This window comes from Marinobacterium mangrovicola, from assembly GCF_004339595.1.
In the GTDB taxonomy this organism is placed as follows: Bacteria; Pseudomonadota; Gammaproteobacteria; order Pseudomonadales; family Balneatricaceae; genus Marinobacterium_D; species Marinobacterium_D mangrovicola.
Map to the genome: position 1 here is coordinate 516440 of NZ_SMFU01000007.1, position 26565 is coordinate 543004.

The following is a 26565-nucleotide window of genomic DNA, read 5'->3' on the forward strand; positions in this document are numbered from 1 at the left end:
GTGGCGGGATCTTTTCTGGCTGGGTTGAGTCACTAAGGGTATCTGCTTCGCCGGGTGGCGAAGTGATCATTCAGCACCAGGCCGGTATGAGGAGAGCGTAATGAACGCCAGCCAGATTTTTCAGCAATTGATGCAGCAGTCCAGTGGCAAGTCCGGCGGGTTTGATCCGAAGGGCGTACTGGATAGTGTCTCGCGCCAATTGGGTGGTGCACAGGGCTCCAGTGGTGGACAGGGCTCGGGCGGGCTAGATATAAAAAGCCTGCTCGGCGGCGGTGCACTGGGGCTGCTGATCGGCTCCAAGCGCGGGCGTAAACTGGGCGGTTCGGCCCTGAAGTATGGTGCCATCGCCGGGGTAGGCGCTCTGGCGTGGAGGGCCTGGCAGAACGCGCAACAGAGCCAGGCGAGCGCTGCCGGAACTGCCCCGACAGCCCCGACTGCCGCGGCCCGCGAGGGGCAGCCGATTGAGCAGCTCTCGCATCAGGCACAGGAGCAGCGTAGCCTGGAACTGCTGCAGGCGATGATCATGGCGGCCCGAGCGGATGGGCACATCGATGCTCGTGAGACCGAACTGATTACTGAGCAAATGGAACAGTTGGGTGCCGACGCCGAGTTACAGCGCTGGGTTGAGCAGCAGTTGCAGGCTCCGCTGGATGCAACAGCGCTCGCGGCTAAAGCAGATTCACCTCAGGCCGCACGCGAGATCTACCTGGTCAGTCTGGCAATCATCGACGAACAGAGCCCGATGGAGCGCGCCTGGCTTGACCAACTGGCCCAGGCATTGGCGCTTGACGCAGACATGCGTTTGGCACTGGAACAGCAGGCGCAGTCTGCGGCTGGCTGAACAGGCTTCTTCTGCAAAGGTTGTTCGTGTGCTCGGCGACGCCGGCAAACCCAGTAATCTGAAAGACGCTGGCGTCACTCTGACAGAGGGGAAATGCAAGGGCGTGGCTGGCCAATGGCAGGGGCTTTGGAGCACCGGCTGTGATCACTCGCCCATACGCCGGGACCATGAATAATGAGTCTGCCCAACTGGCGCGAGGTGGCGCCTCCGTCAATAGTTAGGGTGGTTCGTTTTTCGTAGCGACGACCCCGTCGCAATCATCCTCCTAAGTTTTAAATCACCGCCATGCCGGGTTTAAGCGGCACGGGGGTTTTATGCCCTTTGGGTGCGTGCCTCCTGCTACAAAACTGCAGACAGTTAGGCAGAACGTAGCTAAGCTGATGATATTACTCATTTGATCAGTGCAGGCATCATGCTCGAAACCATCAAACTCTTTACCGAAAACTGGCTCAACATTGTGGCGTTGGTCTGGTTTCTGATCTGCTTTCGCGGCTACATGTATTACGCCAAGCGCAAGAGTTACACCACCTCCTGCCTGGCCAGCGTTATGCATATGTATCGCAAGGAGTGGATGATGCGAATCCTCACCCGCGAGGTGCGCATCTCTGACACCGCGGCCGTGGCCAACCTAGAGCGTACGGTGGCGTTTTTCGCCAGCACCACCATGCTGGTGCTGGCGGGTTTAATGACACTGCTCAGTTATACCGACCGGGCCATTACGCTGGTGGAGCATCTGCCGATGGTGCATCCCTCCACGCCACTGGAGTGGGAGGTCAAACTGCTGGTGTTACTGGGGCTGTTTGTTTATGCCTTCTTTAAGTTCACCTGGAGCCTCAGGCAGTACGGTTTTGTCTCGGTCATGATCGGTTCTTCACCGTTGCCCAGTGATGGTCTGGATGAAAAACAGCTCCAGGCTCATGCCACGCGCATGGCGCGGATGGGCTCCATGGCGGCGAACAACTTCAACGTCGGACTGCGTACCTACTATTTCGCATTGGCGGTGCTCTGTTGGTTGATCAACCCCTGGCTGTTCATGCTGGTGTCGGCTGGTGTCGTCTATGTGCTCTACCATCGTGAGTTCACCTCGCCGACCCTGAAAACGCTGATGATGAGTACCAAGTTGTAAAACCGCATTTTTTCTCTTGAAATCCAATAGGCCGTCCCCATCTCTGCAGAGGACAATAAATCGCTATGTGGAGTTGGTAGACGACCTATGAGCACAGAAACACAGAAAGAGACCCTTGGCTTTCAGACTGAGGTGAAGCAGCTGCTCCAGCTGATGATCCACTCACTGTATTCAAACAAGGAAATCTTCCTGCGCGAGCTGATTTCGAACGCTTCCGATGCGGGCGAAAAGCTGCGCTTTGAAGCGCTCTCGAATGCTGATCTGTACGAGAACGACGGTGACCTGAAAGTCTTCGTTGAGTTTGATGAGGCAGCCAAGACGGTTTCCATCGCCGACAACGGTATCGGCATGAGCCGTCAGGATGTTATCGATCACCTCGGTACCATCGCGAAGTCCGGCACTGCCAGCTTCCTTTCCAACCTGACTGGTGACCAGGCCAAAGACAGCCAGATGATCGGCCAGTTCGGTGTCGGTTTCTATTCCGCCTTTATCGTTGCTGACCAGGTGGATGTCTTTACCCGGCGCGCCGGCCTAGATGCCAGCGAAGGTGTGCACTGGTCCTCCACCGGTGAAGGTGAGTTCAGCATCGAGCCCGTTGATCTGCCGCAGCGCGGTACCAAGATCGTGCTGAAGCTGAAAGAGGGCGAAGAAGAGTTCGCCAACGGCTTCCGTCTGCGTACTCTGGTGCGTAAATACTCTGATCACATCGCTATTCCGGTGTTGATGGAGAAGGAAGAAGCTCCGTCTGAAGACGAAGAAAGCAAAGACGAGAACAAAGCGCCGGAATTCGAAAGCGTTAACACCGCGACTGCTCTCTGGTCCCGCAGCAAAAGCGAGATCACCGATGAAGAGTACAAAGAGTTCTACAAGCATGTATCTCATGACTTTGCCGATCCGCTAAGCTGGGCGCACAACCAGGTTGAAGGCAACATGGAATACACCAGCCTTCTTTACCTGCCGGAGCGCGCACCCTTCGATCTGTGGAACCGTGATGCGCCGAAAGGGCTGAAGCTCTACATCCAGCGCGTATTTATCATGGACCAGGCGGATGAGTTCCTGCCGCTGTACCTGCGCTTCATCAAGGGTGTGGTGGACTCCAAGAACCTGTCCCTGAACGTCTCCCGCGAGATCCTGCAGAAAGATCCGAACGTGGACAAACTGCGTTCCGCACTGACCAAGCGCGCGTTGGATATGCTGGCCAAGCTGGCCAAGAACGATGCTGAAAAGTACCAGTCGTTCTGGAAAGAGTTCGGCCAGGTGCTGAAAGAGGGCCCGGCTGAAGATCAGGCTAACCGCGAGAAGGTTCTCAAGCTGCTGCGCTTTGCCTCAACGCATAACGACAACGCCGAGCAGACCGTAGGTCTGGACGACTACGTTGCCCGCATGAAGGAAGGCCAGGAGAAGATCTACTACGTGGTGGCCGACTCCTACAACGCCGCCAAGAGCAGCCCGCACCTGGAGATCTTCCGCAAGAAGGGTATCGAGGTTCTGCTGCTGTCCGAGCGTATCGACGAGTGGATGATGAGCCAGCTGTTCGACTTCGAAGGCAAGTCTTTCCAGGATGTCAGCAAAGGTGAACTGAATCTGGGTGAGACCGAAACCGAAGAAGAGAAGAAGCAGCAGGAAGAAGTCGCCAAGCAGATGGAAGGCCTCACCGAGCGCCTGAAGACTGCCTTCGCCGAGCGCGTCAACGAAGTGCGCGTGACTCATCGTCTGACCGAATCTCCGGCCTGCCTGGTGGTTGGTGACTATGACATGGGCGCGCAGATGCGCAAGATCATGGAAGCGGCCGGCCAGCCGGTACCGGAAGTGAAACCTACTTTCGAGTACAACCCGGAGCATCCGCTGATCGCCAAGCTGGATCAGGAGCCGGATGAAGACCGTTTCAAGGATCTGGCGCTGACCTTGTTCGACCAGGCCGACCTGGCCGCCGGTGGTCAGCTGGAAGATCCGGCTGCCTACATCAGCCGCCTCAACAAGCTGCTGCTTGAATTGAGCGCCTGATAGCGTTACTGCTTAGCTACATCTGAAAGCTCCCCGGCAGTCGCCGGGGAGTTTTTTCTAAAAAAACTCATCCTTCCTGCACCTTTCTCTCGTCCCCTCCATCAAGCTCTCTACACCTGCTAACTGCAGGGTCTGTAGTGTATGCTGCACCGCAACACCTTGTTGTATCTGCGTTTTTTGCACCATGTCTCACAGTCACATGAAAGATAAAGCTCTGGGTTGACCGCCTAGATGGAACATTTTCATCTAAAAAGAGTCGCATTTGCTTTTTATCGCACCTGCAACAGAGTTAAAATGCCGCGATTACGTTCTGATAGGTAAGGATTTGCAATGCTGTTCAAAAGGTTGCGTCAGGGAGTGCTCTTTTCAGCCATGACATTGGCGGCTGCGGCGCCAGTAAGTGCCGTCGCCAGCGAAAATGACCCTTGGGAGGGTTATAACCGCGCCATGTTTTCGTTTAACGAGACGGTTGATAAGTACGCGCTTAAACCGGTGGCCCAAGGCTATCGCTTTGTTATGCCGGATATGGCCGAGAAGGGCGTCAGCAACTTTTTTGGCAACCTGGGCGACATCCGTTCCGCGGTTAACAGCGCCTTGCAGGGCAAGGGCGATGATGCTCTGACCAGCGTCGCACGAATCGTATTCAATTCTACCTTTGGCCTTGCCGGCCTGATCGACGTGGCTACGCCGATGGGGTTGGAAAAGCAGCGTGAAGGTTTCGGTCAAACCCTGGCCGTATGGGGTGTGGACTCTGGTCCGTACGTGGTTCTGCCGTTCCTTGGGTCAAGCACCGTACGTGATGGTTTTGGTCTGGTGCCCGACTGGTATCTGACACCGGTCACCTATGTGGATGACGTGCCCACCCGAAACACGCTGTACGGACTGGCTTTGATCGACGCCCGTGCACAGCTGCTGCAGGCTGAGCAGATCGTCAGCGGCGACAAGTATATTTTCGTACGTGATGCGTACCTGCAGCGCCGTGAATATCTCATCCATGATGGCAATATTCCGGTCCAGTACGACGACAACGACTTCTGATACTACGGAGCAGACGCCGGGCTTTATGTCCGGCTTGCTGTATCTGGCTGTCAGTATATTCGAGTGACTGATTAATGGTGCATCGAGAGCAGGCGATCCTGGCTGTATCCGCCTCGACCGACGTTATTGACCATATCTTCGAGCTATGTGAGCAGTGCCCGGATGTAATCCTGCGTCTGCTTGTGGCCAGAGGTGCCGATGATGTCGAAAGCGTGCTGGAGCACCACGAAATTTCCCTGGCGATCGTTGATCGCAGTACCTTCAGTGAAATCGAATATATAGACCATCTCGCGGCCCGTATCAGCCCCATGTCCACTGTCGTGCTGATTCCGGATGGTACCGCCGAAGAGATGGTGGCCGCGCTTAGAAACGGCGCCGACGATGTGTTTTCACTGGCTGAGCTGCATCAGCATCCGCAGCTGTTTATCGGCTCGTTGCAGCGTCAGCTGGAACGGATACGCATGATCGAGGAAGCGCGTTTCCTGCGTGAAAGTCTTGAGCGTAGTCTGGATGAGCTGAAAGAGGATCAGCACGCGGCTCAGCAGCTGCAGCAGAAGCTTCTGCCGCCGCCGAGCCGGGAGTTGAACCAGATCCTGTTTCAGTACGTGTTGCAGCCGAGCCTGCTGCTGAGCGGCGATTTTGTTGATTCCATTGCGATCAATGAAAACCAGACGATCTTTTACCTTGCTGATGTGTCAGGCCATGGCGCATCGTCTGCACTGGTCACGGTTCTGTTGAAAAACATGACCTACAGGCTGATGCGGAACTATAACCGTAATTCCAGCTTTGATATTCAGTCGCCTCTGGCGACCCTGCATCGTGTTAACCGTGAGCTGCTGCTCACCGGTCTCGGCAAGCATCTGACGATGTTTATCGGGTTGATCGATGCAAGAGATTCCTCGCTGACCTATGCTATCGGTGGGCACCATCCGATGCCGGTGTTGTCTCAAAAGGGCGAGGTTTCTTTCCTGGAAGGGCGGGGAATGCCAATTGGCTTGTTCGAAAAGCCAATGTTCGATGAAAAACGTATTGAATTGGCGTCAGAGTATTCAATTACCCTGTTTTCTGATGGCATACTTGAAGTTGCAGAGGGTGACTCCTTGGAAGAGAAAGAGCAAAAGCTTCTTGAGGCCTGTAGCGGCAAACATCTGTCCCCACAGTCTATTTGCGATTCCATTGTCCCGGTCGGTCGGGTTAATCCCGACGACGTAGCTATTATGACAGTATCCCGAGTATAAGTATGAGCGACGGCTCTATCTATTACGCCTGCCGAAACGGACATTACGTTCTGAAATTCGTTGGCGAGGTGCGTCTGACGCTCTGCTCGACCATCGATCTGCACCTGGAGCAGGTGCTGGCGCGGCGGGAAATAAGCGATACCCTGATCGATCTGACGGAAACTACGACGATCGATAGTACCTCTCTTGGGTTGATCGCCAAGCTGGCGGTTAAAGCAGCCGAGCAGGGCATGCCGCGGCCTACGCTTATCTCCACCAATCCGGATATTACGAAGATCCTCTATTCCATGGGGTTTGACCAGGTGTTCCTGTTGCTCGACAGCGTGCCTGCCAGTGGCGTGGATCTGGAGCAGGTGCCGTTTGTGTTGGAGTCGGAAGAGCAGGTGAGGGCGCGGATTATCGATGCGCACCGGATTTTGATCGATCTGAACGATGCCAATCGTACGGCTTTCAAGGATCTGGTAGCGACGCTGGAGGGTTGTGGTTAAGCGCCGCGCATCCCCGCTATCCTTGATACGCAAGACATGAAAAAGGGGCCTGATGGCCCCTTTGTCGTATCTGCTTCCTTGGTCTGGCGTTCAGGATTCCTGAGGTGGAATCTGGGCGGATGGCTCTGTGAGCATCCGCCTTTCGCATCAGACGTAAACTGAATCAGAAGTCGAATTTACGCTCGGTGTAGATGCGGAAAGCGTTTTCCCACACCTGGCCGATTTCGCCATTGCCTACCGGCTTGCCGTCCAGCTCAATAACCGGCGCGATCTCTTTGGAAGAGCTGGTGATCCAGATCTCGTCCGCGTTACGCACTTCGTCCATGGTCACGGTGCGCTCTTCAACCGGGATGGAGCCGTCGGCTTTCAGGCTGTCGATGATGATGCGGCGAGTGATGCCCGGCAGGTTCTGGTGGTCCTGGATCGGGGTGATCACCTTGCCATCTTTAACGATGAACGCGTTGCTTGAACTGGCTTCGGTCAGTTCGTTGTTCTCGTTGTAAAGCAGGATTTCGCCGTGGCCGGAAGCGTGGCCCTGCTGGTAGTGCATGACGTTGCCGAGCAGTGCGGTGGACTTGATGTTGCAACGCTTCCAACGCAGATCCTGGGTGCTGGATACGGCATAGCCGTGAGCCTTGGTGCGATCAACCGGCTCCGGATCCTTGATCGGGAAGGCGAAGGCAAAGATGGTCGGCTCAACGTTTTCCGGGTAGGCGTGGTAGCGCTTGGTATCTGCGCCGCGGGAAACGTGGATGTAGACGCCGAGGTTTGCACCCTGGTCGGCGTTTTTTGCGATCAGGTCGTCAAGCAGCACGCGCCAGTCTTCGATGCTTTTGTTGCACTTGATCTCGATGGCAGCGAGGCCATCAGCCATACGCTGCATGTGCGGAGCCAGGCCAACCGGCTTGCCACCGTAGTAGGGGATGACCTCATAGATGCCGTCACCAAACAGGAAGCCGCGATCCAGCGGAGAAATCCGCGCTTCTTCCAGGGGCAGGAAGCTGCCATTCAGGTAAGCGATGCTCATCGTTGAAAACCTCTTGTTGCCAGGCGCTGGAGGCCAGCGAATCCCTGTGTGCTAGTGTTCAGAATGAAGTGATTTTTATGAAAGAGAAAAATCAATGCAATACTGTTTCTGATAAAAAGAAAATTTTGCACGAAACAGAGTTAATCTATCAAAAGCTCTTATTTTTTTAAGATAAACAGGAAATGCTACTGCTGATTGCGGATCATTTTTCGGGCGGTATCGGTGAGAAGCCTTGGCAGTATTCTGTCGTCATCGAGTCGCCAGGCGCAACAAAAGTTAAGTGATGGCGCCTTAGGGAGGCTCTCCAACGCGATGAGATCGGCGTTTTCGATGGCCGAATGAACCAGGGGTTCCGGCATAAATGCCACCCCGACACCCTGTTCTACTAACGATAGCAGGCTTGGGACGGAGCTGCATGAATGGATAACCGGTCCCTGCTCGCCGAGGGGGCGAAACAACTCGTTCAGATACTGCCAGGGGCGGCTGCGGCGGGTGAAGGAGAGAATCTGGAACTTAGACAGGTCCTGCAGAGTAGAGACCTGTTCCACGCCTTCTAGCGAAGGATTGGCGACCCAGCACTGCGGATAGCTGCACAGCGGTTCGCTGACAAAGTTGGGTAGAGGGTGTTCATCGGCGACCATCAGCGCGAGATCCAGCTCGGAGGATTTGAGCTGCTCGATCAGCGAGGAGGTGGTGTCAACGATCAGCTCAAATGCGATCAGTGGGTGTTCGTCGTGCCAGGTAGAGAGGAGCTTGGCAAGCCAGAGGTGGGCTAGGGTGTCGACGATGCCGACGCGAATGGTGCCGCGCTCCAGGCTGTCATCGGCCAGTTGTGCCCGCATCTCGCGATTTATCGACAGTAGTTTTTCTGCGTAGGGTATTAGCTGGGTGCCGCGGCTGGTCAGGTGTGTGCCGCGTTTGTCGCGGATAAACAGCTGCACGTTCAGCTCCTCTTCCAGCGCCGCGATGCGCGCTGAAATGGCCGGCTGGGAAGCGTGCAGCTGGGCTGCGGCGGCATGAAAGCTGCCGAGGCGCGCCACGGTCAGAAAGGTGTTCAGGTTTCTTATCCGCAACGCGTTTTACTCCTCGGGCTGGTTTCAGGCAAAACCGGTCAGTTTACGCAGGTCTTCAATGACGGTGTTGCCTTCGCTGGAGGGCAGGCCATCTTCGGTCAGCTCGTTGAGGCGGGTAACCCCGTCGACGCTGCCGCGCTCGGACAAGTACTGCAGAATCGCTTCCGGGTCCAGTCGTGCGAGCAGGTCTTCACCGCTCCAGTAGCCCAGCATGGCGATGATGCCGTAAGCACCCCAGTTGGATACGTCGGCAATCAGCAGTTCATCGACGCGGGTGGCGGCAGGTACGATGTTCAGCTTGCTGATCGCATCGTAAATGTTGCCCATGCCGATCTCGTTGCCACCGTCACCGATGCCGATGGTGGGGCAGTTCGCTGCCTTAACAAAGGTATCGAAGCAGGCGGTACGCGGACTGATGCTTTCGCCGCGCATGTTGTAGTAGCCGCCATCCTCTGCCTGTCCCGGGCGCTCAATGGAAAGCACCACGTCCGGATCAAAGCGGGCAAGGGCTTCCAGGGCTTCAAGCTCGCGCTCGTCATGCTCGCCGACCTGGATCTCGTGGACCTTGTAGTCAGGTGCCAGCATTTTGGAGATCGGCTTGCCGCAGACAATTACCGGGTCGGCGCCAAGATATGCCAGGGTCTGGTAGAGCGCGATGGCACCCACGGGGCCATCAGTTTCAAAGGTATCGACCACCGGGAAGCCAGTGCCGATCAGGACCGTGCCCTTGGCTTTGCGCAGGAAATTGGCGGCGCGCTCGTAATAGCCTTCACGCAGTGCGGGCTGGACATCCTTCATGCCGCGCAGGTTTTTGCGTACCAGCAGGTCTTCGATCTGTTTGCTCAGTTGTGTGTCTGTCATGGCCATACTGTCCTGTATCAGGCTGTCACTTTGATCGGTTCTATGTTGTCGTTGAAGCGCTTCTGCAGCAGCAGCTGGTTATGCGCTTCGGCCTGGGTATAGGGTTCGAATGTTACCTCGGTGCCGGGGAGCATCTGTGCCAGGCGCGCGGTGTCTCCGGAGAACAGGCTGCCGATCTTCGGGTAGCCGCCGATGGTCTGGCGGTCATTCAGCAGCACGATAGGCTGGCCGTCGGCCGGCACCTGAATAGCACCCAGGCAGATACCCTCGGAGAGAATACCGTTGATCGACGGAGAGATCGCCGGGCCTTCCATGCGATAGCCCATGCGGTCGGCACGGTCGCTGATCTTGTAGGTGCTGGTAAAGAAGATCTGCTTCTGCACCTCGCTGAAGGCATCCTGCTGGTAGCCCAGGATGACGCGCAGTGGCGCTTTGCTGGCGTAGTCGGGGCGGTATTGCTTTGGCAGGGTGAAGCCGCCGGCGTTTGCGGCCGGCGCGCAGGGTAGCAGATCGCCGGCCTGGAGTTTCTGGCCGTTGAGGCCGCCGAGCTTTTCGCGCTGGACCGTGGCGCTGCTGTCGAACATCGGCGCAATGTCAAAGCCGCCGCTGACCGCCAGATAACCGCGGGCGCCGCACTTGCTGAAACCGGCTTCAATGCGCTGGCCGGCTTTGACCGGGTGAGCGGTCCAGCCATCAACTTCTTCGCCGCCGATCTTTAGCGGCATTTCGCCGCCGGTGAATGCGACCCAGGTATCGACCTGGGCTTCAATCACCAGACCGCCGATGCTGACCTCCAGCGCCGTGGCGTTGTCATCATTGCCCAGCAGGCGGTTGGCCCAGCGAAAGGCAAAAGGATCCAGCGGGCCGCCGGTGGTCAGGCCGATACGGTGATGGCCGAAGCGACCCAGGTCGGTGATCAGGGTCATTAGCCCGGGTTGCAGTACGTTAAGTCCGCTCACAGTTCACCTCCCAGTTCCAGGTAGCGCTCCTTATCAATCGGCTCGAAGCTGACCCGGTCACCCACCTGTACCGGCATGCAGGGATCGGCTTCCGGGTTGAACATGCGGGTGGGGCAGCGGCCGATCAGGTTCCAGCCGCCCGGAGAGGCTGCCGGATAGATCGCGGTCTGGCGGTCGGCGATGGCGACCGATCCGCGAGGCACAACCTGGCGGGGGGTGGAAAGACGCGGTGCGGCGATGCGCTCGTCGACCTGGCCCAGGTAAGCAAAGCCGGGGGCGAAGCCGATGGCGTAAACGCGGTATTCGGTGCTGGCGTGCAGGTCGATTACATCGCTGACGCTCATGCCTGCACGCTCGGCCAGGGCGTCGAGGTCCGGGCCGGACTCGCTGGAGTACCACACAGGCAGCTTGATCAGGCTGCCTTCGCTGACTTCCTCGTCTTCATCTGAGTTGCCCAGATCGGACAGCAGGCGTTTAACCTGAAGATGGTCGAGCTGCAGTGGATCGTAGATCACCAGCAGTGATGCGTAGGAGGGCACCAGGTCGATGACGGCGCTGCCCAGGCGGGCTTCGGTCTCAGCGACGGCGCGCTGCACCTGTGCCGAGACGCGCGGATCGGTTTCCTCGCCGAAATAGAGTATCAGGGCGTTTTCGCCGGCGATCTCAATCCTCATTTCGACAGCATCTCCCGGATCTCGCGGATCGCTTCGACGCCTTCGATGTTATCGCCATGGACGCAGATGGTATCGATCTGCAGCTTCAGCGTGTGGCCGCTGACGGTGGTGATGGTCTGGTCTTCGGCGATCTGGCGCACCTGGGCGAGCATCTTCTCACGGTTGTGTACGGCGCCAGGCTTGGTGCGGGAAAGCAGCTTGCCGTCGTCGTCGTAGCAGCGGTCTGCAAAGGCTTCGAACAGCAGTTCGATGCCATAGTGCTCGGCTTCCTGACGGTGATTTTCTGCTTCCGGCGTTGCCTGCAGCATCAATTTAACCGGGCGGTAGTAGTCGGCGATCGCCTTCATGATCGCCTGACGTACAGATGGCTTGGCCATCATGTCGTTGTACAAGGCGCCGTGGGGTTTGACGTAGGCCAGCTCGATGCCGGCGCAGGCGGCCATGCCGTCCAGGGCAGCCAGCTGATAGTGAATCAGGGCGTGGATCTCGTTGGCGCTGGCATGCACGGAACGGCGGCCGAAGCCCATCAGGTCCGGGTAGGCCGGATGAGCGCCAACCTGGACATTGTTCTCTTTCGCCATCCGCAGAGTTTTCTGCATCACCAGTGGGTCGCCGGCGTGGAAGCCGCAGGCCACGTTGGCCTGGTCAATATGCGGCATGACGTGTTCGTCCATGCCCATGGACCAGGCGCCGAAGCTTTCGCCGAGGTCGCAGTTAAGCAGCATTGGCATAGGGATCTCCTCCTGGAAATTGACTTAAAGAATGGCCAGACGGCTGTTGGGTAGATCGGTTACCAGCATGTGGCCCGGGCTGTGAGTGATACACAGCGGCGGACGCGCGGATTCGATCGCTACCTGAGGGGTTACGCCGCAGGCCCAGAATACGGGGACTTCGCCGTCCTTGATGGTGACCGCGTCGCCGAAGTCCGGGGTGTTGATATCGCGGATGCCGATCGCGTCCGGGTCACCGAAGTGCAGCGGCGCACCGTGCACGGACGGGAAGCGGGAGCAGATCTGGATAGCGCGGATCGCATCGGCCGGTTTCATCGGGCGCATGCTGACTACCGTGGTGCCGCTGAAGCGACCGGCGCTCTTGCATTCGATGTTGGTGCGGTACATCGGCACGTTGACCTTCTCGCTGATGTTGCGAATCTCGAGGCCGTCGGCCAGTAGCGCTTCCTCAAAGGAGAAGGAGCAGCCTAGCAGGAAGGCGACCATGTCGTCCTGCCAGTATTCTTTGATGTCGGTAACTTCCCGTTGCAGCACGCCCTGTTCATAGATGCGGTAGCGCGGCACGTCGGTGCGGATATCTACGTCTTCGCCCAGTTCCGGCAGCATAAAGTCACCCGGTGATGCGGACATGCCGATCAGCGGGCAGGGCTTGGGGTTGAACTGGCAGAACTTAAGGAATTCATCGGCATAGTCCGCTGGCAAAATTGCCAGGTTGCCCTGAACGAAACCTGCGCAGTAGCCGGAGGTATTAGTGCTGAATTCGCCGCTGCGAATCTGCTGACGAAGCTGGTAGGGAGAGAGAATATCCGCCATTGATGCAAAGCCCTCTTTATCAAAAAGAACAAACTTTAAGTATAGAACTGAGTTTATAGGGACAAATGCCTTTGTCTAATCAAATAGATTAGTGATAGTGATAAGAAAAAGTTATCAGAAGGTGCGGCCTAAAGACAGAGGTGAAGCCTAGCAGAAAACAGAAAGGGGAGAATGACGGCGCCGCATAGCGCCGTCATGGATGGGGGCAGCTTAACGGCTGAGCAGTTGTTCCAGGGTGACCTGGTCCTTGGCGAAATTGCGAATCCCCTCGGCCAGTTTCTCGGTGGCCATGGCGTCGCCGTTCATCGCCCAGCGGAAACCGGATTCAGCCAGTACCGACTTGGCATCGGCATCCGCTGAAGACTCGGGGGACAGGCGGCGCTCCAGCGGGGCATCCACTTCAGAAAGTTCTTTCAGCAGTGCCGGGGAGATCGTCAGGCGATCGCAGCCGGCCAGCTCCTGGATTTCACCGATATTGCGGAAGCTCGCGCCCATAACCACGGTGTTGTAGTCGTGGGTCTTGTAGTACTGGTAGATGCGGCTGACCGACTGCACGCCCGGATCGTTGGCACCGGTGAAGTCTGCCTGTGGGTCACGCGCCTTGTACCAGTCGAGAATACGGCCCACGAACGGAGAGATCAGGTAAACGCCTGCGTCGGCGCAGGCCTGGGCCTGGCTGAAGCCGAACAGCAACGTCAGATTGCACTGGATTCCCTCTTTTTCCAGCTGGCGTGCCGCTTCGATCCCTTCCCAGGTCGAGGCGATCTTGATCAGTACGCGGGAGCTGTCGATACCCTGCTGTTCATAAAGGCCGATCAGGCGCTTGGCCTTTTCAACGGTGGCGTGGGTATCGAAGGAGAGGCGAGCATCAACCTCGGTAGAGATCCGCCCCGGGATGATATCGAGGATTTCGCGCCCGATCAGCACCGCCAGATAGTCACTCATGTTGGCCAGTACTTCGGTATTGCTGCCGCCCTGCTGGCGGGCGTATGCGCGGGCTTTGTCGAGCAGCGGCGCATACTTCTCGTCCTGGCTGGCTTTCAGCAGCAGGGACGGGTTGGTGGTGGCGTCCACGGGCTTGAAGCTGCGGATGGCATCGATATCACCGGTGTCGGCAACGACGGTGGTGATCTGCTTAAGCTGTTCTAGCTGATCCATGTGGGTGTTCATCCTCGTTGGATAGAGTATTCGGTGCCACGAAGCTCAGTGCTTCGCGGAAAGTATCTGTCGCCGCGCCGCGTTTATGGCCGTTCTCGCTCAGGTAACGGCGGAACTGGCGGCCACCACGCTGGCCGTGGAACAGCCCGAGCAGGTGTTTGACCACGGCGTAAAGCGGTGCGCCTTCGGCAAGGCGGCGCTCAAGGTAGGGGATAAAGGCTTCGGCGATATGAATGCGCTCTGCCACGGGCAGGTCCGCGCCAAAGATACGGTTGTCCGCCTCGCTGAGAATCGCGTAAGGGTTCTGATACGCCTCGCGACCGATCATCACACCATCGACGTGCTTGAGGTGCTGTTCTGCTTCGTCCAGTGATTTGATACCGCCGTTGATGACCACCTCAAGCTCAGGATAGAGCTGTTTGATACGGTAAACGTGATCGTAGATCAGGGGCGGAATCTCGCGGTTCTCCTTTGGGCTCAGACCCGCCAGAATCGCTTTGCGTGCATGGATGGTGAAGCTGCGGCAGCCGCTCTCTTTTACGGTGTCGACGAAAGCGTGCAGGTGCTCGAAGCTGTCCATATCGTCGATGCCGAGGCGATGCTTTACGGTCACCGGCAGCTTGGTCGCCGCCTGCATCTCACTCAGGCACTCGGCCACCAGCTTGGGGTGTGCCATCAGGCAGGCGCCGATCATATTGTTCTGGACGCGGTCGGACGGACAGCCGACGTTAAGGTTGACCTCGTCATAGCCCCAGTCTTCCGCCATGCGCGCGCACTCTGCCAGCTCCTGCGGATTGCTGCCGCCAAGCTGCAACGCGACCGGATGTTCGCTCGGGTCATACTTCAGGAAGCGCTCACGGTCGCCGTGGATCAGTGCGCCGGTGGTCACCATCTCGGTATAAAGGAGGGTGTTGCGCGAGATCAGGCGGTGAAAGACGCGTGCATCCGAAGTAGTCCAATCCATCATGGGTGCAACGGAAAGTCGGCGGTCTACTTTGTCTTCGATTGCTGTCGGCTGAGCGGGCTGGTCAGGCACCTGTGTGACCGGTGTTTCTGGCATGGGCGAATCAGTATCAGTTTACGGGCGAATGGAAAAAGCCAGTCTACCACAAGGGCGTTGTGAACCACTAAATTGGGTCGTTCTGGGGAAGGCTGCAGGAACGTCGAAACCCTCAGGTGTTGCGGGCAGCGATGCGTGTCGCTCGACCCTCTTTGAGCCGCTGCTGGTCGGTTACTTCAAAACCAGCCAGCTCTAACAGTCGGGCGAACTCGTCGGCGGTGTAGCGGTTATGTTCGAAGTAGTCCCGGAAGCTGTCGTTCATATCCTGCGGGCTTAAACTGTCCTTGCTGAAGTCGGTGGCGGGAAAACGGTGACGCAGGAACTGTTCCAGAGGTTGGCGAATATTGTCGGTCAGTATCAGTGAGCCCCCAGGTTTGATCCAGTGGTGCAGACGTTGAAACAGCACCATCGGCTGGAACAGCTCATGGATCAGCATATTGGCAAGGCAGGCATCGATGGAGTCCATTGGGAACACTTCCTCGCCCGGCGCGTTAAGGTCGGCGATACGTATCTCCAGGTTATCGGGCTTGTCCTCTATGCGGGCAAGCATATACGGCGCGACTTCGATGCCGGTCAGCCTGTACTCCGGATGTTGCATCGCCAGCTGCTTCAGGAACAGGGCAGGGCCGCAGCCCAGGTCGACCACATGCAGCTCGCTCTCGCTGGATACGTGTTTACGCCAAAATGCCCAAAAGCCTTCATCATGGTTACGTTCATGGCTGGTCATGGTGCGCTCGGCTGCTCTGTGCCCATCGCCGCCGTGGTGGCGATGAAGAAACTGTCGGGTGTTCTCGAGGTCTTCGCTCATAGCCACTCCTGGGTTAGCCGTTAAGCTCGCTGCGGTACCCTGGCGATTAGGTTTCTGCGTTTGGAGACCGAAAAATGAACTTCAATCCCTTTTTTATCGGGACTTTAAAGTTCTCTTAAGCAAAATAAAGTATAAGCGGTTCTGCTGGAGTCGCAGCACCAGAAGACGCATCTGGCAGAGCGCGTCGGAATCCATAATCAGGTTATAAAATGCCGAGGTAGTAGAGTGATCGTTACAAAGGCCACCGGGTTTGCCCGTTTCTACCATGCAACCCGCTATTCGATGAAAGGGATACGTGCGGCTTACATCAGTGAGCCCGCATTTCGTTACGAAAGCTGGCTTGCCGCGTTAATGGCGCCTGCTTCGTTCTATATAGCCAATACTGGCTTGCAGTGGGGGCTGCTGATCGCGACGTTGCTGCTGGTCTTGGTGATGGAACTGTTAAATACGGCGATTGAGGCGATCGTGGATCGTGCCGGTACCGAATTTCATGCTTTGGCAGGGTTGGCCAAAGACCTGGGGTCAGCAGCGGTGTTTTTCGCCCTGTTTATCGTTGCTGTGGTCTGGGGCGGAATAATCTGGGATAACTTCCTTAGCTGATAACGCCAGGCGTTCAAACGAGCGTTGGTTGAATCTTGGCGGGCGGTGTACTTTGCGCTTTTGTGACGGTAGAGTACTGCCTGCTTTGGATGTATCTATAGGAAATAGATGCATTTTATCTGCTGCTATTCGAGATATAGGTCGAAGGAAATAGACGCTGTTTGTTTGAGCCAGCGGGCTCACAAACGGAGTAACAGGTCAGGGAAGAGCTGTCATGAATACGTGGATTGCGCGTGCCACTCTCAGTGGTACGTCCTGCCTTACACAGACATCAAAAATCTCTCTTTTTACAGCGGCGATCACTGGATCGGCGATATTGGTCGTCTGTTCTGAATATCTATCTGTTTATCGAGCCGTTATTCGCGGGCATGCCCTTTCCCTGACGTTTTCCACAATCGGGGGCGGCGAGCGCTTGCGTGTTGCTTTGGCTCCTGGGGTGCGACCGCCCGTCAGAATCTGAACGTTATAACCAGGGCTCTGCCCTGTAACGACAGCTGTATAGCTGAGTGTGCGGGGAAGAACCGCTTGCAATGAATTTTTCAGATAAACCAAACAGCTCAGCCGAGCCTGAGAATCGACTGACAATGAAAATCACGGAGGATGTTTTGCCTACCACTAATCCGGTTTTAAACATCGGCGCCCTGGTCGAACAGAGCAACGACCGTATCGCAGAGATTAAGCGAGAGCAGGGCGTGGCCATCACCGACAAAGCCAGAAACCTGGGGTTTCTGGCCTTCTGTCTGGTTGGGGTCGGCCTGGTCGGGCTGATGGCGTTTCAGATCATCGCGGGCACTGTCGCGCTGCTTGTCGGGTTCGGCGGCCTCGCGTTTATGTTCTATGCCATTCGTTATCTAAAACTGAACGATAAGCATATCAAGCAGAAGATGCAGAACCGTGTCATCGCCAACATGATCGAAGAGGCGAAAACGCACAAGATCGAAACCCTCACCAACCTGGTGATTGATTCGCGTAACCGTCTGGATGCGGCCCGTGAGGCGCGTAACAAGATGGGCGGTTACGTGGAGAAGATCAAAGCCCGACTCAATGAATCCGATCAGGATGCCTCGAGCTATGCCACCAAGGTGCAGATGGCAGAGCGGGTCGAGAGTGCCTACGAAATGGTCTGCGGCAATGTAGATCGTGCCGGGGAAGCGCACAAGGCGCTGACCAAGAAGGTTGAGGAATACAAAGAGATGGCCGAGTTCTCGGACATCGTCGGTGATGCCATGGCATTCGCCAAATCCAACACCGGATCTCTTGATGAGATGCTGGGGATGGAAGCCTTTGCTGCCATTGAACAGGACTTCCAGGAGGCGATGGTCAGCATCGAGAACTCCGTGTCCGATTTTGAAATTGATAACGATTAAAGAACGACCATGAGTGAAGAGAAAAGCAAGCCGGAAAAGACAACACAGGTAATGCGAGTCGTCATCGCCATCATCTTTCTAATGGTACTGGCGTTGTCTGTGCTCAGTTTTGTGTTTGGTCTTTCGGGTGGTTCAAAGCCCGCAGGCAATACCCATGAACCCAGGAACGTAGAGAGTCCGTTTTAACCAGGAAGGAAATAGATTATGAGATCTTTGTTGGCCGCAGTGACCCTGGCCGCCGCCGTTGCCCCGGTGTCTGCTCAAACTCTGAACATGGGTACCGGTGGTACCAGTGGCAACTATTACGCCATGGGACAGGATATCAAGAACTATTGCGATGGTGAGATCGGCGCCAGCCTCAATGTGATGGAGTCCGGTGGTTCGGTGACCAACCTGCTGGGCATGACGAATAAAGAGTATTCCATCGCCATGGTTCAGGAAGATGTACTGCACTACAACGCAAAGCGTTCTCCGCAACGCGTAAACCGTAATCGTCTTAAGGTGATTACCGGTTTGCACCAGGAGTCAGTGCATCTGTTGGTTCCCAAGGGCTATCAGCCCGAAAGTGGTGATGATAAAAACATGTGGAGCATGCTGTTCGGTTCCGACTCGGAGCAGCCCACTAAATTCCAGCTATCGATGTTGAAGAACCAGTCCGTCGGCTCCTGGGGTGGCTCCATCGTTTCAGCGGAAGCTCTGGGTTACTTTTTCGGTCTGAACCTGAACGTGGTTGAAACCAGCAAAAACGTTAACGACACCAGTAAGCCGATCGTCCTGGTGGGTGGTGCGCCCTACGCGCCGGTGACCGAGTATCTGGATTCTGGTAAGTGGACGCTGGCGAGCCTCGACTACAATGCGATCTCCCAGACTGCAGCGTTTTATAGCAACCAGACGGTGAACTACCAGATCGACGGCAAGGTGCGCTCTATCCCCACCGTGGCTATTCGTGCACTGTTACTGGGTAAATCCTTCCGTAAGGAAAGTCGTAATGAACCGATGAGCCGCCTGGCGACCTGCATCTATGACAACGTGGCGGACCTCGCGGATGATCCGGATACCAATCCGAACTGGGCTAGCGTTTACGATTACATCGAAGGTGAAGGGCAGTCCGACTGGTCTTACTTTCCGCTGAACGAAGAAGCGTTGGCGAGTCAGTAAGAGTCTTGCTTTGAGCATTGATAAAGCCGCGGCTAGTGGCTGTGCGTACGGGTCTCCAGGGAGGCCCGTTTTTGTTTTCGGCCAGGGAACGATTTTCTGCATCAGGGCGTACGGCAGGATAGGACGGTCAGAACCCGGCAGACAGGCAAAAAAAACGCCGCTATCCTATCGGATGCGGCGGATTCGCAGTGCCCCTCGTGTGCGAAAAACTGGTTGGTCGAGACATATGCGTCTGGCTTACCAACCTGTAATTATATAAAGCACACGCCGTGCCAACTTATAAAAACCCTGTAATTGCGCGCTTTCACCACTTTATTCGTTAGCACACTACCGCTAACTAGCTAAAAAATAACCAGAATCGTCTCCATAAGGGTGCGTCGATGCACTGAAGTGGTGCTGGGCAGGCTGACGGAAGGATGTTTAAGAGTTCGGGCGCCCCGATAGCGAACAGGTCGGTGACAAGGCTATAATCGCGCTTTTATCACGTTCAAACCGAATCAGGACATTATGACCGTTCGCACTCGTATCGCGCCGTCACCTACCGGCGATCCTCACGTTGGCACCGCCTACATTGCTCTCTTCAACCTGGCTTTTGCCCGTCAGCATGGTGGCCAGTTCATCCTGCGTATCGAGGATACCGATCAGACTCGCAGCACACCGGAATCGGAAAAAGCGATCCTGGACAGCCTGCGCTGGTTGGGCCTCGAATGGGACGAAGGTCCCGATGTGGGCGGCGAACATGGCCCGTATCGCCAGAGCGAACGCAAACATATGTACAAAGACTTTGCGATGCGCCTGGTGGAAGAGGGCAAGGCGTTCCTCTGCTTCCGTACAGCGGATGAGCTGAACGAACTGCGCGAAGCCAATAAAGAAGCGGGTCGTCAGCGTGCGCTGAAGCAGGAAGATCTGGAACTGCCGGCCGAAGAAGCAGAGCGTCGGATGGCCGCGGGCGAGCCTTACGTCGTGCGTATGAAGGTGCCGACCGAAGGTGTCTGCGAAGTCGACGATATGCTGCGTGGCACCATGGAACTGGACTGGGCGCAGGTTGATGCGCAGATCCTGCTCAAGTCAGATGGCATGCCGACCTATCACCTGGCTAACGTGGTTGATGACCACCTGATGCAGATCAGCCATGTGATCCGTGGTGAAGAGTGGATCAACTCCGCGCCCAAGCACAAGCTGCTGTACGAATACTTCGGTTGGGATATGCCGAAACTCTGCCATATGCCGCTGCTGCGTAACCCGGACAAGACCAAGCTGTCCAAGCGCAAGAACCCGACCAGCATTCTCTACTACCAGCGCATGGGCTACATGGCTGAAGCGGTGCTGAACTACCTCGGTCGCATGGGCTGGTCAATGCCGGACGAGCGTGAGAAATTCAGCCGCGAGGAGATGTTCGCAGCGTTCGATATCCACCGTGTCTCCCTGGGTGGTCCTGTCTTCGACCAGGAAAAACTCAGCTGGCTGAACGGTCTGTGGATCCGTGAAGAGCTGAATCCGGAGCAATTTGCGGCGCGGGTTCAGCAGTGGGCGCTCAACCCCGAGTATTTGATGCAGATTATCCCGTTGATTCAGCCGCGCGTAGAAAAATTCTCCGATATCGCACCGCTGGCCGGTTTCTTCCTGTCCGGCATGATGCCGGTGAGCGAAGCAAGCTTTGAGCACAAGAAGCTGAGCATCGACGATGTGCGCCGTATCCTCCAGTTTGCTTCCTGGTACCTCGATGAGCAGCGCCACTGGGATCGTGATCAGCTGTTCAACGGCCTGAAAGGGCTGGGCGAAGCGCTGGACTTCAAGATCCGTGACTTCCTGTTCCCGCTGTTTGTGGCTATCTCTGGTACTGCACAGACCGTGTCTGTAGTGGATGCCATGGCTATCCTGGGTCCGGATATGAGCCGTGCCCGTGTGCGTTTTGCACTGGATACCATCGGTGGCCCGTCCAAGAAACAGACCAAGAGCTGGGAAAAAGAGTACCGCGCTATCGAGCTCGGTTAAACGCTTTAAGGGCTAACTCAAGGCCGCCGGTGCAGATGCTCGGCGGCCTTTTTTGTTTAAAAACTAACCTGTTGATCGTAAAAGAAAAAAATCTTCAATTGGCGATTGCGAAACGCTTGACACTACCGGGGGCGCTCAGTAGTATACGCCTCGTCCTTACGGAGGGGCCTTAGCTCAGCTGGGAGAGCGCAACACTGGCAGTGTTGAGGTCAGCGGTTCGATCCCGCTAGGCTCCACCAAATCCGTAATGTTCACAGCGTCCCATTCGTCTAGTGGCCTAGGACACCGCCCTTTCACGGCGGTAACAGGGGTTCGAACCCCCTATGGGACGCCATCTCTTCTTCAGGTTTTTTTGCCTGATTCGTGGGGCCTTAGCTCAGCTGGGAGAGCGCGACACTGGCAGTGTCGAGGTCAGCGGTTCGATCCCGCTAGGCTCCACCACTTCTTTACGCATTTAACCACCGTTTTTACGTGCATCCTGTTACAAGGATGATCTTCGGTGTTTGCGTTCGTCTGTTGTATTCGAAACGTCATATTCCTTTAAGCTCTTCCTAATATTTCGCGCCTAGTCTTGCCTTCAACTAAGGAGGTAAGCAGATGTCGAATCCGGAAATCTGGGTGCTCTACGATGGTAAGGCGGGTCACCTGAGTCAATCTCTGGGGCTGGCGCAGCGCCTGGCGAATCGTTCAGGAGCAGTGGTGAAAACTGTTCATGCCTATCCACGCGTCGGTTTGTTGCGGCTGTTGATGCTGTGGTTATCACGTATCGGGATGGTCTGGCCGCGTCTTTTTCTCAGTTTTTATCGCTGTCAGCTACCTCAGGGGATGCCCCAGCAGATCGTCTCGTTTGGTGGCAAGGTGGTGCCACTGAATGTGGCACTTGCTAAGCGGTATCGCTGCGACAATATTCTGATCGGTAACCGTTACGGTCTCCCACCCAGGCTTTTCTCTGTGCTCGTGACTGCGCGGGATGATCGCCTCCCCAATCAGGTTGCGACACGGGTTCCATTCAGTTCAACAGCGAAAGCGGTGAACGATGCCCAGGGGGCTGATGATCTGCAGGGCTCCTCTAAGCCTCTCTGGCTGTTGTTAATTGGGGGAGAAGGTTCTGGCTTCTGTTATCAGGAGCAGGACTGGCAGTGCCTGAAAGCCGCGATGATCGATCTGGCAGAAAAATATGATATTCGCTGGCTGGTCAGTAATTCGCGCCGCACGCCCGAAGCAGGAACTGCTCTGTTATCCGATCCTCAGCTGCTCAATTATTGCCAGGGTGTTATCCATTACCGGGATTCAGGTCCCGGTTTGGGGAGTTTTCTCAGGGCGGCCGATCGTATTTTCGTGACCGCCGACAGCCTGAGCATGATGACCGAAGCGGTCGCTCAGAACCGCGCTCTGCCGGTGGTGGCGCTTCGTCCGGGGCAGGTGAGTGTCGGGGAAGGGGTGCATCAGCAGACTCTACAGCATTACCAGGAGGCCAATTGGCTGGCGTTCTGTGATATCGCAGCCATGGCGCAATTTACACCTGTGCAGCCGGAAATACTGGCGACCTACGACCAGGTGCTTGAGGCGGCCATCAACCAGATCAGCCTGCGTCTTGCTCGTCCGCCACAACCAGCGGGAAGGGGCGTGGAGTACTACCCGCCGAGTTACTGATCGACGTTCCAGCGGAGTGTGCTGTCTCAGGCTATTTCAGGCGAGTCGTGCCAGCAGCCACTGATGGGCCTCACTCAGGCTGTCGACCACGGCGGTGGCGGCGGAAAAATCGTGGCTGGCCGAAAGTGGGCTTCGAATGGCGATCACCTCAAGACCTGCTGCGCGTGCGGCCAGCACGCCGGTCTCGGTGTCCTCAACGGCAACGCTGGCGTTAGCGGGTTGGCGCATCAACTCAAGTGCCTTGAGGTAGCTGTCCGGATGAGGCTTGTTGCGCTCTACATCGTCGCCACTGACCACCTGCTCGAACATTGAGCTCCAGCCGTGGCCGCGAATGGACGCTTCGACACAGTCCCTTTGTGAGCCGCTGACCAGCGCAAGTCGGGTGCGTGCCGCCAGTGACTTCAGGGCCTCTGTGGCGCCCGCTATCTGCGGGAAGCAGTTGTTGCTGAGGAAGGCTCGATTGGCGCTGTTTTTGGCGGCCGAGATCAGCTCGACACTGGTATTCAGGCGGTGGAGGTCGATCAGTTCGGCAGCGCTCTGTTCCATCGGTACGCCGAGCATCTTTTCCCAGTAATCGGCATCGCTGATCTGCACGCCATAGGGTGTCATTACCTCGCGCCAGAGCTGCATATGGATCGCTTCAGAATCGACCAGCGTACCGTCATGGTCGAATAACACCGCATTGAACTTCATCGGGCCTCCGTGATTAATCTAGGCTGGCGAGTCTAACACAGCTGGGTGAGCGCACAGGGTCGCTATACTCAGCCATAGGCATGGCAAGCGGCCGTCAGCATGAACAGGAGGGTGCGTGAAATATATCTTTCAGGTCAGAATCAAACCGGGTTACTCAGCAGAGCAGTATGCCGACGCTTGGGTAAGAGCCAGTCGGCTGATACAGCAGGCGCCCGGCGCCCAAGGCACCGAGCTGCACCGCAAGCTTGGTGATCCCGACACGCTGATCGCTATCGCGCACTGGAACAGCAAGGCGGAGCGCGATGCGATGGAGGCGAAGCCAAGTCAGCAGGTCAAAGAGATTATCCTGAGCGCCGCGCCCTTTGTAGAGATCGACACCCTGGGCGAGTTCGAAGAGCCGGAATGGGTGGTGATGCCTGAGGAGGGTGGATGATCTATTTCGCCTACGGGTCCAACATGTCGCTGCTTCGGCTGCGCGAGCGGGCGCCGGATGCACAACGAATCGCGACCTGCACGCTGCTCGAGCACGACCTGCGCTTTCACAAGATTAGCCCGGATGGGTCGGCCAAGTGCGATAGCTTTTACACCGGTAATGGCGAGGATCGGGTGCTGGGTGCAGTCTACGAACTGGGAGAAGCCTCTGAGCGGGTGCTTGATCGGGTGGAAGGGCTTGGGCGCGGTTATGATAAGAAATCTGTCAGTGTGGTTGATGAGCTCGGCCGCGAATATACCGCTTTCACCTACTATGCCACCTTGATCGATCCCCGGCTGCAGCCCTATGGCTGGTATCTTCAGCATGTATTGGTCGGCGCAAGAGAGCTGGGCTTGCCGGAACACTATCTGCGCCGGCTCGAGGCGGTAGGTTTTATCGATGACCCCGACCTCGAGCGTGAAGCTCGCCAGCGGGCGTTATATCTCTGACGCTATACCCCTGACCTTGGCGACATCTCCGGGGCGCTCGGTTGACTGATGGGCACAGAGCCGCAACCATGTTGAGTCTTCTTAGCTAAGGAAAGGTCACCTTGGACGATGCCTAGATCACTGCATGAAGCCCGCTACTCGCTCGATCACACCGCACTGCTCGAGACTCTGTCTCAATGTGAAAACCTGTTGATCATCCAGGACCTGGACGGTGTCTGTATGGGGCTGGTGAGTGATCCTCTGACCCGGCGTATCGAGCGCCGTTACGTCGAAGCGGGCAAACTGATGGACGGGCATTTTTTCGTTCTGACCAATGGTGAGCATATCGGCTCGCGTGGAGTGAACGATATCGTCGAGCGCGCCTTCGATACTCCTGAAGAGGCGTTTGAACGCGGGCTCTATCTTCCGGGGCTGGCCGGCGGCGGTGTGCAGCTGCAGGACGCGTTGGGGCATGTCACACACCCCGGTGTCAGCGAGGCTGAACTCGAATTCCTGGCTCAGGTGCCGCAGTGGGGGCGGGAGTTTCTCAATGAAAATCTCAGCCGGGCCCCGTATTCACTGCCTGACGAGACGCTATCCGTCTTGGTGGAAGCCTGCGTGCTCGATAACCAGGTATCGCCAACCCTCAATATCAATACGCTCTACCATCACTTTCGCCACCAGCCGGAGCAGTACGCAGAGATTCAGCAACTGGCGATCACCTTCAGCGAAGCGTTACTGGAGCGAGCGGCGGCAGCGGGACTGGGTGATTCCTTTTTCATTCATTACGCCCCCAACCTGGGCCGCGTCGATGGGCTTGAAAAACCGCGTATCAGCGATGGTTCCGATGCCGGTACCACCGACTTTCAATTCATGCTGCGCGGCGCGGTGAAAGAGGTGGGTGTGCTCGTCCTGCTGAATCACTATTATTATCGCCGCACCGGTGAGTACCCCCTGGGTGAGCAGTTCAATGCGCGCGAGGCGCCGGCGGATATGGATCAGCTGCTGGCGCTGGCAAAGCGTCGGTTTGATCCGGCCGAGATGCCGTGCATTGTTGGTGTCGGTGATACGGTCACCTCCCATGCGCAGGCCGGCGGTGGCTATCAGCGTGGGGGCAGTGATCGCGGTTTCCTGACTCTGGTACAGGCGCTGGGGGAGAGCTTTGCCACCGATAACGCCTGTGTATTCATCGACAGCAGTGGCGGAGAGGTGATTCGCCCCGGCGTCGATGGTGCGAGGCTGGAGAGTGATCTGCACGGGGCGCTGAGCGGTATTACCGATCCAAATGATGAGCTGAGACTGAATTTTCTGTTTACCGGCGGTCATACCGAATATGTGAATTTCTTCTGTGACCTGGCAACACGCCGGGCGCAATAACGATGGCCGGCCCTGGTGCCGGTTAGAACTTCAAACCTGACAATAAACCTGACCAGGACGTTGAGTTGATGAACCTGAGCGCCAAACCCTTAGCGCGGCTTGTACGAACAACTGTTATTCCTCTGCTCGGTGGCACGCTGCTGGCCGGCTGTGCGACCTCACCGACCGGAGAAAGTACGCTGCTGCTTAACTCGCCGACACAGATGAACGCGATCGGCGAAAAATCCTTCGAACAGATTAAGGCGAATACGCCGATCGACTCCGGCGACAAGGTGAACCGCTATGTTCGCTGTGTTAGCGAGGCACTGATCGATCGGATTCCTGCCAGTTACGGGCTGCAGTCCGAGCAGTGGGAGATTCGCGTTTTCAAGGATGACGCGGTTAATGCTTTTGCGGTACCGGGCGGAAAGATCGGCGTATATACCGGCATGCTGAAAATGGTCGATAACCAGGATCAGCTGGCAGCCGTTATCGGTCATGAGATCTCCCATGTACTGGCGCAGCACAGCAATGCGCGCCTGAGCCAGCAACAGCTCACCTCCACCGGGCTGAACATGGCCAATCTGCTGCTGACCAACCGGGTAGAGGCGGGCACCCAGGAAGCGCTGATGACCGCGATGGGCCTGGGCGCCGAGTATGGTGTCATCCTGCCTTACAGCCGCTCCCATGAGCGTGAGGCCGATGTGCTGGGACAGGATCTGATGGCCGATGCCGGCTTTGATCCGCGCCAGGCCTCCAGCCTCTGGAGAAAAATGGCGGCAGAGGGCGGCTCCGCACCGCCGGAGTTTATGTCCACCCATCCGGCACCTACCAGTCGCGTATCGATCCTCGGCGACCGCGTGAAAGAACTTCAACCGATCTATGAACAGGCGCGGGCAGAGGGGCGCAAGCCCCAGTGTGACGCTCTGCGCTGATCCACCCCT

At 56.7% G+C, this 26565-nt stretch carries 27 protein-coding genes and 3 tRNA genes; 19 read left to right on the forward strand and 11 right to left on the reverse strand.

Translation table 11 applies throughout. From position 1 onward, the window contains the following. Positions 1–100 precede the first annotated feature (100 nt). From CLV83_RS03205 to CLV83_RS03230, 6 genes are all read left to right on the forward strand, one after another. Positions 101–841: a tellurite resistance TerB family protein gene (locus CLV83_RS03205; RefSeq protein WP_132287406.1), complete on the forward strand. Its 741-nt coding sequence runs from the start codon at positions 101–103 to the stop codon at positions 839–841. 412 nt (positions 842–1253) lie between these two features. Further along, positions 1254–1967, forward strand: a complete 714-nt coding sequence (locus CLV83_RS03210; RefSeq protein ID WP_132287409.1) for a DUF599 domain-containing protein — start codon at positions 1254–1256, stop codon at positions 1965–1967. 87 nt (positions 1968–2054) lie between these two features. Continuing rightward, entirely contained in the window at positions 2055–3971 is a 1917-nt protein-coding gene (gene htpG, locus CLV83_RS03215; RefSeq protein WP_132287412.1) for a molecular chaperone HtpG, read from the forward strand. Between the two features lie 330 nt (positions 3972–4301). Then, positions 4302–5009: an MlaA family lipoprotein gene (locus CLV83_RS03220; RefSeq protein WP_132287415.1), complete on the forward strand. Its 708-nt coding sequence runs from the start codon at positions 4302–4304 to the stop codon at positions 5007–5009. 74 nt (positions 5010–5083) lie between these two features. Beyond that, positions 5084–6247 (forward strand): PP2C family protein-serine/threonine phosphatase, encoded by a 1164-nt coding sequence (locus CLV83_RS03225; protein ID WP_132287418.1) that lies wholly within the window; start codon positions 5084–5086, stop codon positions 6245–6247. Between the two features lie 2 nt (positions 6248–6249). Next, positions 6250–6735: an STAS domain-containing protein gene (locus tag CLV83_RS03230; RefSeq protein WP_132287421.1), complete on the forward strand. Its 486-nt coding sequence runs from the start codon at positions 6250–6252 to the stop codon at positions 6733–6735. 163 nt (positions 6736–6898) lie between these two features. Here CLV83_RS03230 and CLV83_RS03235 read toward each other — a convergent pair whose 3' ends face one another. The 10 genes from CLV83_RS03235 to CLV83_RS03280 all read right to left on the reverse strand — a co-directional run bounded on the left by CLV83_RS03235 (position 6899) and on the right by CLV83_RS03280 (position 15899). Next, positions 6899–7762 (reverse strand): aminotransferase class IV, encoded by an 864-nt coding sequence (locus CLV83_RS03235; RefSeq protein ID WP_104002441.1) that lies wholly within the window; start codon positions 7760–7762, stop codon positions 6899–6901. A 185-nt stretch (positions 7763–7947) separates the two neighbouring features. Then, positions 7948–8835 carry a LysR family transcriptional regulator gene (locus CLV83_RS03240; RefSeq protein WP_132287424.1) on the reverse strand — a complete coding sequence of 296 codons (888 nt, stop codon included), beginning with the start codon at positions 8833–8835 and terminating at the stop codon, positions 7948–7950. A gap of 24 nt (positions 8836–8859) precedes the next feature. Beyond that, the gene (locus CLV83_RS03245; RefSeq protein ID WP_132287427.1) at positions 8860–9696 is read right to left on the reverse strand and encodes a DUF4392 domain-containing protein; all 837 of its coding nucleotides are present in this window, start codon (positions 9694–9696) and stop codon (positions 8860–8862) included. Between the two features lie 17 nt (positions 9697–9713). After that, the gene (locus CLV83_RS03250; RefSeq protein ID WP_132287430.1) at positions 9714–10655 is read right to left on the reverse strand and encodes a 5-oxoprolinase subunit C family protein; all 942 of its coding nucleotides are present in this window, start codon (positions 10653–10655) and stop codon (positions 9714–9716) included. After that, positions 10652–11329 carry a 5-oxoprolinase subunit PxpB gene (gene pxpB, locus CLV83_RS03255; RefSeq protein WP_132287433.1) on the reverse strand — a complete coding sequence of 226 codons (678 nt, stop codon included), beginning with the start codon at positions 11327–11329 and terminating at the stop codon, positions 10652–10654. The genes CLV83_RS03250 and pxpB overlap by 4 nt, the downstream gene beginning before the upstream one ends. Further along, on the reverse strand, positions 11326–12060 hold the full coding sequence (locus tag CLV83_RS03260) for a 5-oxoprolinase subunit PxpA (RefSeq protein ID WP_104002437.1): 735 nt from the start codon (positions 12058–12060) through the stop codon (positions 11326–11328). Before CLV83_RS03260 ends, pxpB begins: the two co-directional genes overlap by 4 nt. A gap of 24 nt (positions 12061–12084) precedes the next feature. Next, the gene (locus tag CLV83_RS03265; RefSeq protein WP_104002436.1) at positions 12085–12873 is read right to left on the reverse strand and encodes a putative hydro-lyase; all 789 of its coding nucleotides are present in this window, start codon (positions 12871–12873) and stop codon (positions 12085–12087) included. A gap of 210 nt (positions 12874–13083) precedes the next feature. Continuing rightward, a complete protein-coding gene (gene tal, locus CLV83_RS03270) occupies positions 13084–14031 on the reverse strand; it encodes a transaldolase (RefSeq protein WP_132287436.1) in 948 nt (315 codons plus the stop codon). Then, positions 14009–15091, reverse strand: coding sequence for a tRNA dihydrouridine(20/20a) synthase DusA (gene dusA / locus CLV83_RS03275; RefSeq protein ID WP_132287439.1), 1083 nt, complete (start codon positions 15089–15091; stop codon positions 14009–14011). The genes tal and dusA overlap by 23 nt, the downstream gene beginning before the upstream one ends. Positions 15092–15203: 112 nt before the next feature. Beyond that, positions 15204–15899 carry a class I SAM-dependent methyltransferase gene (locus CLV83_RS03280; protein WP_132287442.1) on the reverse strand — a complete coding sequence of 232 codons (696 nt, stop codon included), beginning with the start codon at positions 15897–15899 and terminating at the stop codon, positions 15204–15206. Between the two features lie 225 nt (positions 15900–16124). On the opposite strand from CLV83_RS03280, the gene CLV83_RS03285 reads away from it, so the two are divergent. The 9 genes from CLV83_RS03285 to CLV83_RS03320 all read left to right on the forward strand — a co-directional run bounded on the left by CLV83_RS03285 (position 16125) and on the right by CLV83_RS03320 (position 22672). Next, on the forward strand, positions 16125–16499 hold the full coding sequence (locus CLV83_RS03285) for a diacylglycerol kinase (RefSeq protein WP_207894706.1): 375 nt from the start codon (positions 16125–16127) through the stop codon (positions 16497–16499). Positions 16500–17104: 605 nt separating this feature from the next. Beyond that, the gene (locus CLV83_RS03290) at positions 17105–17866 is read left to right on the forward strand and encodes a hypothetical protein (RefSeq protein WP_207894708.1); all 762 of its coding nucleotides are present in this window, start codon (positions 17105–17107) and stop codon (positions 17864–17866) included. A gap of 9 nt (positions 17867–17875) precedes the next feature. After that, complete coding sequence (locus CLV83_RS22555; RefSeq protein ID WP_165900225.1) at positions 17876–18052, forward strand: hypothetical protein; 177 nt, start codon at positions 17876–17878, stop codon at positions 18050–18052. Positions 18053–18070: 18 nt separating this feature from the next. Then, positions 18071–19024, forward strand: coding sequence for a TAXI family TRAP transporter solute-binding subunit (locus CLV83_RS03295; protein WP_132287448.1), 954 nt, complete (start codon positions 18071–18073; stop codon positions 19022–19024). A gap of 507 nt (positions 19025–19531) precedes the next feature. Beyond that, positions 19532–21019: a glutamate--tRNA ligase gene (gene gltX, locus CLV83_RS03300; RefSeq protein ID WP_132287451.1), complete on the forward strand. Its 1488-nt coding sequence runs from the start codon at positions 19532–19534 to the stop codon at positions 21017–21019. A 163-nt stretch (positions 21020–21182) separates the two neighbouring features. Further along, positions 21183–21258: transfer RNA gene (locus CLV83_RS03305), tRNA-Ala, on the forward strand. 19 nt (positions 21259–21277) lie between these two features. After that, positions 21278–21353 (forward strand) — tRNA-Glu (locus CLV83_RS03310). Positions 21354–21384: 31 nt separating this feature from the next. Continuing rightward, positions 21385–21460 (forward strand) — tRNA-Ala (locus tag CLV83_RS03315). A gap of 156 nt (positions 21461–21616) precedes the next feature. After that, positions 21617–22672: an ELM1/GtrOC1 family putative glycosyltransferase gene (locus CLV83_RS03320; RefSeq protein WP_132287454.1), complete on the forward strand. Its 1056-nt coding sequence runs from the start codon at positions 21617–21619 to the stop codon at positions 22670–22672. A 36-nt stretch (positions 22673–22708) separates the two neighbouring features. Here the strand turns inward: CLV83_RS03320 and CLV83_RS03325 are convergent, their stop codons facing one another. Next, positions 22709–23365 carry an HAD family hydrolase gene (locus CLV83_RS03325; protein WP_132287457.1) on the reverse strand — a complete coding sequence of 219 codons (657 nt, stop codon included), beginning with the start codon at positions 23363–23365 and terminating at the stop codon, positions 22709–22711. A 115-nt stretch (positions 23366–23480) separates the two neighbouring features. On the opposite strand from CLV83_RS03325, the gene CLV83_RS03330 reads away from it, so the two are divergent. From CLV83_RS03330 to CLV83_RS03345, 4 genes are all read left to right on the forward strand, one after another. Beyond that, complete coding sequence (locus tag CLV83_RS03330) at positions 23481–23798, forward strand: antibiotic biosynthesis monooxygenase family protein (RefSeq protein ID WP_132287460.1); 318 nt, start codon at positions 23481–23483, stop codon at positions 23796–23798. Beyond that, positions 23795–24286, forward strand: a complete 492-nt coding sequence (locus tag CLV83_RS03335) for a gamma-glutamylcyclotransferase family protein (protein WP_132287463.1) — start codon at positions 23795–23797, stop codon at positions 24284–24286. Before CLV83_RS03330 ends, CLV83_RS03335 begins: the two co-directional genes overlap by 4 nt. A 108-nt stretch (positions 24287–24394) precedes the next feature. After that, positions 24395–25642, forward strand: coding sequence for a glucosylglycerol 3-phosphatase (gene stpA, locus CLV83_RS03340; RefSeq protein ID WP_132287466.1), 1248 nt, complete (start codon positions 24395–24397; stop codon positions 25640–25642). A 68-nt stretch (positions 25643–25710) separates the two neighbouring features. Further along, positions 25711–26556: a M48 family metallopeptidase gene (locus CLV83_RS03345; RefSeq protein ID WP_132287469.1), complete on the forward strand. Its 846-nt coding sequence runs from the start codon at positions 25711–25713 to the stop codon at positions 26554–26556. Positions 26557–26565: the final 9 nt, after the last annotated feature.

What these genes read in the sequence shown, in the direction of transcription:
- tal (WP_132287436.1), bottom strand. Translation starts at nt 14,031, where the DNA reads ATGGATCAGCTAGAACAGCTTAAGCAGATCACCACCGTCGTTGCCGAC.
- CLV83_RS03245 (WP_132287427.1), bottom strand. Translation starts at nt 9,696, where the DNA reads ATGACAGACACACAACTGAGCAAACAGATCGAAGACCTGCTGGTACGC.
- CLV83_RS03280 (WP_132287442.1), bottom strand. Translation starts at nt 15,899, where the DNA reads ATGAGCGAAGACCTCGAGAACACCCGACAGTTTCTTCATCGCCACCAC.
- CLV83_RS03325 (WP_132287457.1), bottom strand. Translation starts at nt 23,365, where the DNA reads ATGAAGTTCAATGCGGTGTTATTCGACCATGACGGTACGCTGGTCGAT.
- CLV83_RS03230 (WP_132287421.1), top strand. Translation starts at nt 6,250, where the DNA reads ATGAGCGACGGCTCTATCTATTACGCCTGCCGAAACGGACATTACGTT.
- CLV83_RS03220 (WP_132287415.1), top strand. Translation starts at nt 4,302, where the DNA reads ATGCTGTTCAAAAGGTTGCGTCAGGGAGTGCTCTTTTCAGCCATGACA.
- CLV83_RS03210 (WP_132287409.1), top strand. Translation starts at nt 1,254, where the DNA reads ATGCTCGAAACCATCAAACTCTTTACCGAAAACTGGCTCAACATTGTG.
- CLV83_RS03205 (WP_132287406.1), top strand. Translation starts at nt 101, where the DNA reads ATGAACGCCAGCCAGATTTTTCAGCAATTGATGCAGCAGTCCAGTGGC.
- htpG (WP_132287412.1), top strand. Translation starts at nt 2,055, where the DNA reads ATGAGCACAGAAACACAGAAAGAGACCCTTGGCTTTCAGACTGAGGTG.
- stpA (WP_132287466.1), top strand. Translation starts at nt 24,395, where the DNA reads ATGCCTAGATCACTGCATGAAGCCCGCTACTCGCTCGATCACACCGCA.
- CLV83_RS03265 (WP_104002436.1), bottom strand. Translation starts at nt 12,873, where the DNA reads ATGGCGGATATTCTCTCTCCCTACCAGCTTCGTCAGCAGATTCGCAGC.
- dusA (WP_132287439.1), bottom strand. Translation starts at nt 15,091, where the DNA reads ATGCCAGAAACACCGGTCACACAGGTGCCTGACCAGCCCGCTCAGCCG.
- CLV83_RS03225 (WP_132287418.1), top strand. Translation starts at nt 5,084, where the DNA reads ATGGTGCATCGAGAGCAGGCGATCCTGGCTGTATCCGCCTCGACCGAC.
- gltX (WP_132287451.1), top strand. Translation starts at nt 19,532, where the DNA reads ATGACCGTTCGCACTCGTATCGCGCCGTCACCTACCGGCGATCCTCAC.
- CLV83_RS22555 (WP_165900225.1), top strand. Translation starts at nt 17,876, where the DNA reads ATGAGTGAAGAGAAAAGCAAGCCGGAAAAGACAACACAGGTAATGCGA.
- CLV83_RS03320 (WP_132287454.1), top strand. Translation starts at nt 21,617, where the DNA reads ATGTCGAATCCGGAAATCTGGGTGCTCTACGATGGTAAGGCGGGTCAC.
- CLV83_RS03295 (WP_132287448.1), top strand. Translation starts at nt 18,071, where the DNA reads ATGAGATCTTTGTTGGCCGCAGTGACCCTGGCCGCCGCCGTTGCCCCG.
- pxpB (WP_132287433.1), bottom strand. Translation starts at nt 11,329, where the DNA reads ATGAGGATTGAGATCGCCGGCGAAAACGCCCTGATACTCTATTTCGGC.
- CLV83_RS03235 (WP_104002441.1), bottom strand. Translation starts at nt 7,762, where the DNA reads ATGAGCATCGCTTACCTGAATGGCAGCTTCCTGCCCCTGGAAGAAGCG.
- CLV83_RS03260 (WP_104002437.1), bottom strand. Translation starts at nt 12,060, where the DNA reads ATGCCAATGCTGCTTAACTGCGACCTCGGCGAAAGCTTCGGCGCCTGG.
- CLV83_RS03335 (WP_132287463.1), top strand. Translation starts at nt 23,795, where the DNA reads ATGATCTATTTCGCCTACGGGTCCAACATGTCGCTGCTTCGGCTGCGC.
- CLV83_RS03345 (WP_132287469.1), top strand. Translation starts at nt 25,711, where the DNA reads ATGAACCTGAGCGCCAAACCCTTAGCGCGGCTTGTACGAACAACTGTT.